The sequence below is a fragment of the Paraburkholderia sp. UCT31 genome (assembly GCF_014397655.1).
Lineage (GTDB): Bacteria > Pseudomonadota > Gammaproteobacteria > Burkholderiales > Burkholderiaceae > Paraburkholderia > Paraburkholderia tuberum.
In genome coordinates, this window is sequence record NZ_VZQP01000011.1 from 51,086 (window position 1) to 63,282 (window position 12,197).

The 12,197-nt window shown below is 67.2% G+C and carries 10 protein-coding genes; 4 read left to right on the forward strand and 6 right to left on the reverse strand.

Going from position 1 to position 12,197, the window contains the following annotated elements; translation table 11 throughout:
* Positions 1-49: 49 nt before the first annotated feature.
* From F6X40_RS11650 to F6X40_RS11665, 4 genes are all read left to right on the forward strand, one after another.
* Positions 50-712 carry a lactate utilization protein C gene (locus F6X40_RS11650; RefSeq protein ID WP_187627964.1) on the forward strand — a complete coding sequence of 221 codons (663 nt, stop codon included), beginning with the start codon at positions 50-52 and terminating at the stop codon, positions 710-712.
* A 91-nt stretch (positions 713-803) separates the two neighbouring features.
* Positions 804-2,231 (forward strand): sodium:proton antiporter, encoded by a 1,428-nt coding sequence (locus F6X40_RS11655; RefSeq protein WP_187627965.1) that lies wholly within the window; start codon positions 804-806, stop codon positions 2,229-2,231.
* Positions 2,232-2,279: 48 nt separating this feature from the next.
* Positions 2,280-3,269, forward strand: a complete 990-nt coding sequence (locus F6X40_RS11660; protein ID WP_090801203.1) for a 2-hydroxyacid dehydrogenase — start codon at positions 2,280-2,282, stop codon at positions 3,267-3,269.
* Positions 3,266-4,714 carry a DNA recombination protein RmuC gene (locus F6X40_RS11665; RefSeq protein WP_187627966.1) on the forward strand — a complete coding sequence of 483 codons (1,449 nt, stop codon included), beginning with the start codon at positions 3,266-3,268 and terminating at the stop codon, positions 4,712-4,714. Before F6X40_RS11660 ends, F6X40_RS11665 begins: the two co-directional genes overlap by 4 nt.
* A gap of 18 nt (positions 4,715-4,732) precedes the next feature.
* Here the strand turns inward: F6X40_RS11665 and F6X40_RS11670 are convergent, their stop codons facing one another.
* The 6 genes from F6X40_RS11670 to F6X40_RS11695 form a co-directional block, all read right to left on the reverse strand.
* On the reverse strand, positions 4,733-4,966 hold the full coding sequence (locus F6X40_RS11670) for a hypothetical protein (RefSeq protein ID WP_187627967.1): 234 nt from the start codon (positions 4,964-4,966) through the stop codon (positions 4,733-4,735).
* Positions 4,966-5,241, reverse strand: coding sequence for a hypothetical protein (locus F6X40_RS11675; protein ID WP_008923126.1), 276 nt, complete (start codon positions 5,239-5,241; stop codon positions 4,966-4,968). The genes F6X40_RS11670 and F6X40_RS11675 overlap by 1 nt, the downstream gene beginning before the upstream one ends.
* Positions 5,242-5,341: 100 nt before the next feature.
* Complete coding sequence (gene glp, locus F6X40_RS11680) at positions 5,342-6,658, reverse strand: gephyrin-like molybdotransferase Glp (RefSeq protein ID WP_187627968.1); 1,317 nt, start codon at positions 6,656-6,658, stop codon at positions 5,342-5,344.
* Between the two features lie 61 nt (positions 6,659-6,719).
* Positions 6,720-7,346, reverse strand: coding sequence for a molybdenum cofactor guanylyltransferase MobA (gene mobA, locus F6X40_RS11685; protein ID WP_187627969.1), 627 nt, complete (start codon positions 7,344-7,346; stop codon positions 6,720-6,722).
* An 11-nt stretch (positions 7,347-7,357) separates the two neighbouring features.
* A complete protein-coding gene (gene moaA, locus F6X40_RS11690; protein ID WP_187627970.1) occupies positions 7,358-8,467 on the reverse strand; it encodes a GTP 3',8-cyclase MoaA in 1,110 nt (369 codons plus the stop codon).
* A gap of 191 nt (positions 8,468-8,658) precedes the next feature.
* Entirely contained in the window at positions 8,659-11,886 is a 3,228-nt protein-coding gene (locus F6X40_RS11695; RefSeq protein WP_187627971.1) for a ribonuclease E/G, read from the reverse strand.
* Positions 11,887-12,197 lie beyond the last annotated feature (311 nt).

Genomic DNA, 12,197 nt, shown 5'->3' on the forward strand with positions numbered 1-12,197 from the left:
GGTATAATCCTCGCCATATCGCACGGCCGTCGACACGAGGATTTCGCCCATGGACACATCGATTGCCCGCCGCAACATCCTGGCGCGCATCCGCGCCGCGCAAGAGCGCGAGCCCGAACCGAGCGCCGCCGAGCGCGAAGCCGCGGCGGACTATCTCGCGCGTCATCCGGCCGGTCCACGTCCGGACATGCCCACCGATCTGCGCGCGCGCTTCATCGAGGAAGCGCAGAAAATGGCGAGTACTGTCGACACCGTTCAAACCTTCGCCGATGTACCCGCCGCCGCGCATCGCTATCTGACGCAACACGGTTTGCCGTTGCAGGCCATCGCGTGGCAAACGCTGCGCGATCTGCCGTGGGCCGCAGCCGGCCTCGCCGTCGAATTTCGCAAACCGCAAGACAATGACGTGGTCGGTCTCACCGGCTGTTTCTGCGCGACCGCGGAGACCGGCACGCTCGTGTTGCTGTCCGGTCCCGAGACGTATGCGTCGGCCGGGCTGCTGCCGGAGACGCACATCGCGATCGTGCCGGGCTCGCGGATCGTCGCGGGTCATGAAGAGGCGTTCGACCTGATCCGCAAGGAACGCGGCGAGCTGCCGCGCGCGGTCAATTTCGTGTCGGGACCATCGCGCACCGGCGACATCGAGCAGACCATCGTGCTGGGCGCGCACGGCCCCTACCGGGTGCATGCGATCGTCGTGCAGGATGCTTGAACGCGTCGCGCGGCGGCGTGCCAGCGCATACGCGACACACGCGTTATCTGTCGTGCGTGCGGTTGCAAGCCGTCGCGCGGCCTGTATCGGCATGAATTCGCAGGCGGGCCGGTGGCTCGCCGTTGCGTCGATCCTTGCGCTGTGCTCGCCGTCCGTGCAGGCTGAGACGCTCGACGGCGCGCGCTTGTCGGCGTTGTGGGGCTTGCCCTTCGCGGGTGTGCTGCTGTCGATCGCGATCGTTCCGCTGATCGCGCCAGCCCTCTGGCATCACCACTTCGGCAAGATCGCCGCGGCGTGGGCGCTCGCGTTCATCGTGCCGTTTGCCGTGAGCTTCGGCGCGAGCGCGGCGCTCGGCGCGCTCGCGCATGCCATGCTCGACGAGTACATCCCGTTCATCATCCTGCTGAGCGCGCTCTATACCGTCGCGGGCGGCATCTGCGTGCGCGGCAACCTGCATGGCACACCGCGGCTGAACACCGCGATCCTCGCGCTCGGCACCTCGCTCGCGAGCGTGATGGGTACGACCGGCGCGGCGATGCTGCTGATCCGCCCGTTGCTGCGCGCAAACGACAATCGCCGCCACGTGACCCACGTGGTCGTGTTCTTCATCTTCCTCGTCGCGAACGTCGGTGGCTCGCTGTCGCCGCTCGGCGACCCGCCGCTGTTCCTCGGTTTTCTCGAAGGCGTGAGCTTTTTCTGGACCACTACGCATCTCGCGCTCCCGATGCTGTTCGTGAGCGGCATGCTACTTGCCGTTTTCTATGCACTCGACTCGTACTACTTTCACCAGCGCGAGGAAGTGCGTTCGGCTTTCCTCGATCCGACGCCCGACGGCGCGCCGCTCGGCATCGACGGCAAGATCAATTTCGTGCTGCTCGCCGCGGTGATCGCGCTCGTGTTGATGAGCGGACTGTGGCGCCCGCAAATTACATTCGACGTGCTCGGCACGCACGTCGCGTTGCAAAACATCGTGCGCGACGCCGCGCTGATCGTGGTCACGCTGCTATCGCTCGCGTGGACACCGCGCGCCGCCCGCGCGGGCAACGACTTCAAGTGGGCGCCGATCGAGGAAGTCGCCAAACTGTTCGCCGGCATCTTCGTGACGATCGTGCCGGTCATCATGATCCTGCGCGCGGGAGAAGCCGGCGCGTTCGCGGGCATCGTCCATCTGGTCAATGATCCGTCAGGCGAGCCTCGCGACATCATGTACTTCTGGGCGACCGGCCTGCTATCTTCGTTTCTCGACAACGCGCCGACCTACCTCGTGTTCTTCAACCTGGCCGGCGGCGATGCGCAGACCTTGATGACCGCCGGCGCGACCACGCTCGCGGCGATTTCGGCCGGCGCCGTGTTCATGGGCGCGAACACCTACATCGGCAACGCGCCGAACTTCATGGTGAAGGCGATCGCGCAATCGCGCGGTGTGCGCATGCCGAGCTTTTTTGCGTATCTGGGCTGGTCCGGCGCGGTGCTGGTGCCGTTGTTCGCGCTGACCGGCTGGCTCTTTTTTGAACGCTGACTCTGCAACGCCGAGACTATCCCTCGACGTGCGATACGGAGACTTGCATTGCAGAAAATCCTCGTTGCCCGTTCGATCTTTCCCGACGTGATCGACCGGCTCAAGCAGTACTTCGACGTCGACTGGAACGAGGGCGACGTGTTGCCCGCCGACGAACTGAAGCGCCGTCTCGCGGACAAGGACGGCGCGCTGACGGCCGGCGAGATGATCGACGCGGGCGTGCTCGCCGCGGCGCCGCGTCTGCGCGTCGTGTCGAACATGGCGGTCGGCTACAACAACTTCGACATGGCCGCGTTCAACGCGGCGAACGTACTCGGCACCAACACGCCGGACGTGCTGAACGAATCGACCGCCGATTTCGGCTGGGCGCTGATGATGGCCGCCGCGCGCCGCATCGCCGAATCGGAGCACTGGCTGCGCGCCGGACATTGGCAGAAGTGGAGCTACGATGGCTTCCTCGGCAGCGACCTATACGGTTCGACGCTCGGCGTGATCGGCATGGGCCGCATCGGCCAGGCGCTCGCGCGGCGCGCGCAGGGCTTCAACATGCGGGTCATCTATCACAATCGCTCGCGCGTCGCGCCGCAAATCGAGGCCGAGCTGAACGCGGAGTACGTGTCAAAAGAGGATCTGCTGCGGCGCGCCGACCACGTCGTGCTGGTGCTGCCGTACAACAAAGGCAACCACCACACGATCGGCGCGGCCGAACTGGCGCTGATGAAGCCGAGCGCGACGCTCACCAACATCGCGCGCGGCGGCATCGTCGACGATGCGGCGTTGGCCGACGCGCTGCGTGACAGGCGCATCGCGGCGGCCGGTCTGGATGTGTTCGAAGGCGAGCCGCAGCTGCACCCGGCGCTGCTGAACGTGCCGAACGTCGTGCTGACGCCGCACATCGCGAGCGCGACCGAAACCACGCGCCGCGCCATGGCGAATCTTGCCGCGGACAACCTGATCGCCGGCCTCGGCGCAGGACCGCGCGCCGGTCAGCCGCCGAATCCGATCAACCCCGACGTGATCGGCAAGGCGCGTTCATGACAATGATTCTGGTGGCGGCCGTCGCGGTGCTGGCGGTTGCCCTCGTGATCGCACTCGCCTTGCTGCTACGCGGTCACGACCGCACGGAGCAGCGCGAACAGTTCGAGATGCTGAATGAACGCGTCGATGCCGTCGTCGACGCGCAGGCGCATACCGCCGAGCGGCTCGAGCGGCAACTGCGCAACGACATCGCCGAGACCGCGCGCGTGTCGCGCACCGAGCAAAGCAGCGGCTTCGCGCATTTTCAGCAGACGCTCGCCGCGCAGTTCAGCAGCATGACGACGGTGCAGGGCGGCAAGATCGACGGCTTCGCGCAACAGCTCGACGCCGTGCGTCACAGCCTGCAGGCGCAGGCGCAGCAGGCGCGCGACGAGCAGGGCCGCTCGCTGAAGCAGTTCGGCGACACGCTGAGCCTGCAACTCGGGCAACTAACCGAGGCGAACGACCGGCGCTTCGCCGAAGTGCGCGCGACGATCGAGCAGCGTCTGAAGGACATCGAGGCGAACAACGCGACGCGGCTCGAGGAAATGCGCCGCACCGTGGACGAAAAACTGCACGCAACGCTTGAGCAGCGTCTCGGCGAGTCGTTCAAGCTCGTGTCCGACCGGCTCGAACAGGTGCATCGCGGTCTCGGTGAAATGCAGACGCTGGCGGCCGGCGTCGGCGATCTGAAGCGCGTGCTGACCAACGTGAAGACGCGCGGCACGTGGGGTGAAGTGCAGCTCGAAGCCTTGCTCGAACAACTGCTGACCGTCGATCAATACGCGAAGAACGTCGCGACGGTGCCGAAGAGCGCCGATCGCGTGGAGTTCGCGATTCGTCTGCCGGGGCGGCCGGAGCCCGGCGGCGCGAATACGCCGGTATGGCTGCCGATCGACGCCAAATTCCCGCGCGAGGACTACGAGCGGCTGATCGAAGCGCAGGAGCGCGCCGATCCGGTCGCGGTCGAGGAAGCATCGCGCGCGCTCGAAGTGCGAATTCGCGCGGAGGCGCGCACGATCGCGGAGAAGTACGTGGCGCCGCCGCATACGACCGACTTCGCGCTGCTGTTCCTGCCGACCGAAGGCCTGTACGCGGAAGTGCTGCGCCGACCGGGACTCACGGATCTGCTGCAGCGGGACTATCGCGTGACGATTGCGGGGCCGACCACGCTGACCGCGTTGCTCAATAGTCTGCAGATGGGTTTCCGCACGCTCGCGATCGAAAAGCGTTCGAGCGAGGTGTGGCAGGTACTCGGCGCGGTGAAGACGGAGTTCGGCAAATTCGGCGACGTGCTCGCGAAGACCAAGGCGCAGCTCGAAACCGTCACGCGTTCGATCGAGGCAGCGGAAACGCGCACGCGCATGATGAACCGCAAGCTGCGCGACGTCGAGGCGTTACCGGGCGACGAGGCGAGCGGGTTGCTCGGCGATGCGCTGTCGAATGCGGAGCCTGAGGAGCAATGAGGGGCGAGGCGCTGGAATTCAGGCCCTTGCAGCCAGCCGCACCAGCGCATCGCCCGTCACGCGCACGACGCGCCAGTCCGGCAACACCGTCGCCCCCATCTTCTGATAGAAGCTGCCGAACAGCGCGTCGCGCAGGCTATCTTCCGTCGCGACGAAGATGTGCGTGAGGTTCTCGAACTGCGCGAGTTCGTAGGTGAGCGCGAAGATCGCGCCGGTATCCGCGGGCTTGGCGGCGCGGATCGTCGCGGGCATTACGCTTCTTCCGGTGCGTCGGCCAGATGGATTTCGATACCACCGAAGCGCGACGCGACCCAGTTGTAGGCGTGGCACGCGATCCACAACAGCACGAAGCCGAGGATCGCGTTCAGCAGCAGCGCGCTGAACACCGTGCTCAGCTCGACCGAGCCATAGCGCACGAACGCGACCACCACGCCGAGCAGCACGATCGGCACCGAGAACGTCAGATACACGAGGATCAGCGCTTTGGCCGTCTGTCCTGGTGCGATGAACGAGATCTGTTTTTTCATGTAAGTCAAACCCGTGTGTCGTAGTAGCGATAGTGGGTGGCGTGTCGATGAAGTGCTGCTGTGGTGCCGATGTCGTGCGATCGATGCGCCGCCTGGAACGTCAGATGAGACCGTCGAACAGCATGATCGACACGCGATCGCCGACGGCGATGTCGCCCTCGTCGTGGCCGAGCACGATGAAGCAGTTCGCTTCGCTCATCGAGCTCAGCACGCCTGAGCTTTGCGACCCGGTCGGGCTCACGTGCCAGTGTCCGTGCGCGTCCTGTTCGGCGATGCCGCGCTGGAATTCGGTGCGGCCCGCGCGCTTGCCCACCGCCACGCGGCTCGTCGCGTGAATCACCGGCAGCGGCCGCGGCGTCGCGCCGGCCATCAGCAGCAGCGCTTCGCGCACGATCTGATAGAACGTCACCATCACGGCGACCGGATTGCCGGGCAGGCCGAAGAATAGCGCAGGTTTGCCGAGCCCGGGCTGTGCGCCAGACCACAGGCGGCCGAACGCGAGCGGCCGGCCGGGGCGCATCGCGAGACTCCAGAAGGCGACGTCGCCGAAGGTCTGTAGCAGCTGCTTCGTGAAGTCCGCTTCGCCCACCGACACGCCGCCCGAAGTCAGCACCACGTCGGCGTTGGCCGCGGCACTGCGCAGCGCGGCTTCGAGCGCGGCCGGCTCGTCACGCACGACGCCGAGATCGAGCGCGTCGATGTTCAGGTGCCGCAGCATCGCAAACAGCGTGTAGCGGTTGCTGTCGTAGACCGAGCCCGCGTCGAGCGGCTCGCCGAGCGAGCGCAGTTCGTCGCCGGTCGAAAAGAACGCGACGCGCAAACGCCGCCGCACGCTGACTTCGCCAATGCCGAGCGACGCGAGCAGGCCGAGGTCCGAGGCGCGCACGATGCGGCCGGCATGCAGCGCGACGTGGCCGCGCGCGAGATCTTCGCCGGCGCGGCGGCGGTTCGCACCCGCCGCCACCGCGCTGGCGGCGAAGCGGATCGACGTGGAATCCGCACCGTCGCGCTGCGCCTGTTCCTGCGGCACGACGGTGTCGCAACCGGCAGGCATGCAGGCGCCCGTCATCACGCGCACGCACTGGTTCGCCGCGACGCGGCCCGCGAACGGATGACCGGCGAGCGCCTTGCCGGCGACCGTCAGCTCGACGCTGTCCGCGCCGCCTCGCATAGCGGCCGCGAGCGCCGCGTGATTGAACGCGTAGCCGTCCATCGCGGAGTTGTCGTGCGCGGGCACGTCGATCGGCGACACGATGTCGGCGGCCAGCACGCGGTCGAGTGCATCGCGCAACGCCAGGCGCTCGACGGCCGCGACCGGCGTCGCCCACTGCCGGACGATCGCCTGAGCGGCCGGGACGGGTAGCGCATGAGGATCGTACTGCGCGACGCAGCGGGAAAAGTCGTTGAGCGTGGTCATGAATGGCTGGGCGTCGCGACCGGTGACGGGCGCGGCTGTTGCCGTGCGGCCGGAGCGGATGTCAGCCGGGGCCCCGATTGCGTTCGAGGTCGGCGAGTTCTTGTAACGAATTGGCATTGTAGAACGCGCGCTCGTCGGCAAAGACGACTTCGACCGTCTTGTGGCGCGCGTACCACGCGCGGACCTTGCGCTCGCCGGAGGCCAGAAACGCGGCCAGGTCGTCCGCGACGGCGGTGCGCATCAGCGCGAATACCGGGTGCAGGGAGGTTTCTCCACCGGTGTCGACAGTGGTGACCGTTGCGATGTCGGCGTGGTTCGCGTCGAGCGCATCCGCGAGGCGCGCGGCGAGGTCGGCCGGTAGCCACGGCGAATCGCAGGGCGCGCTCAGCAGGTACGCCGTGCCGGCGGCGCGCAGTCCGGCGTGCATGCCGGCGAGCGGGCCGGGAAAGTCGGGGAGGGTGTCGGCGACGAGCGTTGCGCGATATGGCGCGCCGAGCGCCGCATAGGTGTCGGGATGGCGGTTCGCGCTGATCATCAGCGGGCCGGTCTGCGGCGCGAGGCGCCGCAGCACGTGAGCGGCGAGCGGTTCGCCGTGCAGCGGCTGCAAGCCCTTGTCGACGCCGCCCATGCGCGTGCCGCGCCCGCCCGCGAGCACGAGCCCAGTGATCTGTTCGCGGGGGATGGACATGCGTCGGCCGCTCAGCCGCCGATGTAGGACATTTCGACGCGACGCCTGGTCGGCTCGCCCTGATCGGCCGGCTGGCTGCCGCGCAGCTGCGAGTAGCGGTCGCCGCGGCCCTGCCAGATTTCGGCGATGGCGGTGGCGATCCCGGCATCGCTCGCACCGCCGCGCAACAGCGCGCGCAGGTCATGTCCGGTCGATGCGAACAGGCACAGGTATAGCTTGCCCTCGGTCGACAAACGCGCGCGCGTGCAATTGCCGCAGAACGCGCGGGTGACGCTCGAAATGACGCCGATCTCGCCGCCGCCGTCGACATAACCCCAGCGTTGCGCAGTTTCGGCGGCGCTGTGCGCTTCGAGCGGCACCAGCGGGAAATGCTCGGCGATGCGCGTGACGACCTCGGCGGAGGGCAGCACTTCGGTCATGTTCCAGCCGTTCGAGGTGCCGACGTCCATGTACTCGATGAAGCGCAGCACCGCGCCCGTGCCTTTGAAATGACGCGCCATGGGGACGATTTCGCCGTCGTTGGTACCGCGTTTGACGACCATGTTGACTTTGACCGGCGCGAGACCGGCCGCTTGCGCGGCGGCGATGCCATCGAGCACGTCGGCGACCGCGAAGTCGGCGTCGTTCATGCGGCGGAACAGCGCGTCGTCGAGCGCATCGAGGCTGACGGTCACGCGGGTGAGGCCGGCGTCCTTCAGGCTGCGCGCCTTGCGCGCGAGCAGCGAGCCGTTGGTGGTCAGCGTGAGATCGAGCGGACGGCCCGCAGGCGTGGTCAACCGGGCGAGCCGGTCGACCAGGAATTCGAGGTTTTTGCGCAGTAACGGCTCGCCGCCGGTCAGGCGAATTTTCTCGACGCCATGCGCGACGAACAACTGCGCGAGCCGCTCGATCTCCTCGAAACTCAACAACGCGCTGTGCGGCAGGAAAGCATAGTCCTTGTCGAACACTGCGCGCGGCATGCAATACACGCAGCGGAAGTTGCAGCGGTCCGTCACCGAGATGCGCAGATCGTGCAGCGGACGCGCGAGCGCATCGTGCAGCACGCCGCTAGGTGTCTGCACTGGGCCGGTGATGACCGGCGCCGCGCTGAGATCGGCAACAGGGATGATGCGTCGTGACATGAAATGCTTCGTCAGGTGCTTTAACGGACGGGGATGATTTGATTCTATCGGAAATGCCGGTGGCGGCAGATGCGCGACGGACGTTGTCGGGGTATACGGGGAGCGGCGCGGCGCGGCTCGCGGCGACAAATGACCGCCTAAAGAAAAAGCCCGCCGGAAAGGGCGGGCTTTTTCACGAACAACGACGCGGCTTACTGCGGATGCTTGATCGTTTCGACCTGTTGCATCGGCGTGTGGTCGTCTGGCGGCAGCGCCTTGCGCTCACGGATCACGCGCGGCGGCTTGACCGTCTGCGCCGCCGCTTCCTGCGCGGCACGCAGTTTGTCGGCGTCGGTGTTTACCCAGATCAGGCCAGCCTGCTCGAGGATCGGCTGCAAGGCGTCGGCCGATGCGGCGGCGGGGGCTGCGCTGCGGACGGGGGCCGGCTGCGGGGCCGCGGCGACGGGCGCCGGTTCGACCACGGCCGGTTCCGTTGCGACGACCGGTTGCGGCTCGACGATTTCGGCCTGCGGTGCCGGCACGGCTGCCGGTGCCTCGACGATCGTGGCCGGAGCCGCGGTGTCGAGCGCAGCCGGGACGGCTCGCGGTTCGGTCGGGACGGTCGGCTGCACTTCCAGGGCCGGCTCGACTGCCGGGGATTCGGCATGCGCGGCGGGTTCGACCGAAGCGGCCGGCGTAACCGGTTCGCTCGCGGCCGACGCGGCTTGCTCTGCCTGCGCTGGCGCTTCGATAGCCGGCTCCGCCGCCACGGGTTCGATGGACGCGGCCGGGGCCTCTTCGACCGGCACGACCTTTTCGGTCTTCGCGGCATTTTCCGCGGCGAGAGCCGGCGTTTCGGCTGCCGCATGCAGTTCGGCCACGACGGCGCTTTCCGTTGCGACGGCGGCGACCACCACTTCGACCGGGGTCACTTCCTTCGCTTCGCTGGCTGCAGGCGTGTGCTCGACCGGCTGCTGGGTGCGCACCGGCGTTTCGTCGCTGGCGGCAACGTTGTCGCCTTCGGCTTCCGCGACATCCGCCGCGAGATTGCCATTCACGTCCTCTTCACGCTCGCGACGACCACCACGACGGCCGCGGCGGCGGCGACGACGCTCTTCGCCGTCACGTGCGACTGTTTCCTGATCGACCGGCACGCCGTTTTCACCCGCTGCGGCGCGGTTGCGCGCCAGTTCGTCGGCAGCTTGCGTGTCGGTTTGCGTCAGCGCCGAGGCGGCTTCCGCCTGCGGCTTGCGACGCTCGCCACGCTCGACGCGTTCAGCGCGCTCGCCACGCTCGCGACGCTCACCGCGTGCCGTGCCCTCGACGGCTTCCGCGCGCTCGGCGCCGCGGGTGTCGCGTTCGCGAGCCTCGCGCGGTTCACGCGCTTCACGCGGCTCGCGAGCCTCACGCAGTTCACGGGCCTCACGCGGTTCGCGTTGCTCACGCGGCGCGCGCGGTTCGCGGCCCTCGCGTGCCTCGCGGCCTTCGCGTTCCTCGCGACGCGGCGACGGCTGCTGACCTTGCGCCTGACGGCCGCCGGTCACGCCTTCGCCACGCGCTGCCGCGTCGCGACCGCCTGCGCCGCCACGGCGATTGCGGTTGCGATCGCCGCCGCGCTCGCCCGTGCGCTCACCGCGCTCGGTGCGTTCACCGCGTTGCGGACGGGCCTGCTTGTCGGTGGTGGCCGGCGCCGCGGGTGCCGGAGCAGCCGGCTGCATGCCGAACAGATTCTTCAGCCAGCCGATGAAGCCGCCACTGGCCGGCGTCACCGCGACCGGAGCGGGGATAGCCGCCGGGCGGGCCGGCGCGCTCGGAGCCGGCTTCTCGGGCGTGATGCCCTTGACCGCCGCTTCCTGCTTCGGCTTCACTTCCTCAGCGCGCTTGCTGTAGCCGGTTTCCGATTCGAGTTCGCGGGCCGCTTCTTCGGCCATCTTCCACGATGCGCGCGGCTCGTCGAGGCGCGCGTCGTCGTGACGCAGACGCTCGAGCTTGTAGTGCGGCGTGTCGAGGTGCTTGTTCGGGATCAGCACGACGTTGACCTTGAAACGCGACTCGATCTTGTTGATTTCGGCGCGCTTCTCGTTCAACAGGAAGGCGGTCACTTCGACCGGCACCTGGCAGTGGATCGCCGCGGTGTTTTCCTTCATCGCTTCTTCCTGAATGATCCGCAGCACTTGCAGCGCGGACGATTCGGTATCGCGGATGTGGCCCGTGCCGTTACAGCGCGGACACGTGACGTGGCTGCCTTCCGACAGCGCCGGACGCAGACGCTGACGCGACAGTTCCATGAGGCCGAAGCGCGAGATCTTGCCCATCTGGACGCGGGCGCGGTCGTGCTTCAGCGCGTCTTTCAGGCGCTGTTCGACTTCGCGCTGGCTCTTGGCCGATTCCATGTCGATGAAGTCGATCACGATCAGGCCGCCCAGGTCGCGCAGACGCAGCTGGCGAGCGACTTCGTCGGCGGCTTCGAGGTTCGTGCGCGCGGCCGTTTCCTCGATGTCCGCGCCTTTGGTGGCGCGCGCCGAGTTCACGTCGATCGCGACGAGCGCTTCGGTGTGGTCGATGACGATCGCGCCGCCCGACGGCAGCGGCACGGTGCGCGAGTACGCGGTTTCGATCTGGTGCTCGATCTGGAAGCGCGAGAAGAGCGGCACGTCGTCGTGGTAGCGCTTTACCTTGCCGACGTTGTCCGGCATCACGATGTCCATGAAGGCGCGGGCCTGGTCATGGATTTCGGTCGTGTCGATCAGGATTTCGCCGATATCGGGCTGGAAGTAGTCGCGAATCGCGCGGATCACGAGGCTCGATTCGAGATAGATCAGCATCGGCTGGCCGGCCGTGCCACTTTGCGACGCGGCTTCGATTGCGCGCCACAGCTGCATCAGGTAGTTCAGGTCCCACTGCAGCTCTTCGGCGCTGCGGCCGATGCCGGCCGTGCGCGCGATGATGCTCATGCCTTCCGGCAGTTGCAGCTGCGCCATGGTTTCGCGCAGTTCCTGACGGTCGTCGCCTTCGATCCGGCGCGACACGCCGCCGCCGCGCGGGTTGTTCGGCATCAGCACCAGATAGCGGCCGGCGAGCGAGATGAACGTGGTCAGGGCTGCGCCCTTGTTGCCGCGTTCTTCCTTTTCGACCTGGACGATCAGTTCCTGACCTTCCTTCAATGCGTCCTGGATGCGTGCGGAACGCATGTCGACGCCATCGCGGAAGTACTGGCGGGCGACTTCCTTGAACGGCAGGAAGCCGTGACGGTCTTCGCCGTAGTTGACGAAGCAGGCCTCGAGCGACGGCTCGATGCGCGTGATGATGCCCTTGTAAATATTGCCTTTGCGCTGTTCGCGACCGGCGGTTTCGATATCGATGTCGATGAGTTTTTGCCCATCGACGATGGCGACGCGCAGCTCTTCCTGCTGCGTCGCGTTGAACAACATTCGTTTCATTGAACGACTCCAGAGCGGCCTCGCCGGCCCAGCTGCGCGGTTGTCAGTCGCGAGAGCGGGGAGAGTAGGCGTGTCGCGTCTTATTGTGTTTTCACAAACACGCTGGAGCGGGAAAGATGGCGGGAGAATTGCCTGAGAGGGCACAGCCCGATAAAAAAGGGCACGGTGCCGCAGGGCACATGCGAACACGGCTTCAAATCATGGCCTGACACGCCGCGTTTAGCCAGCAGACCTTCATAAGTCTTCGCCCTCTGAAGCCGGCGCGCCAAATGGGCGCGCGAGCGAAGGGCCGAAGTCCGCGGTCATGCCGC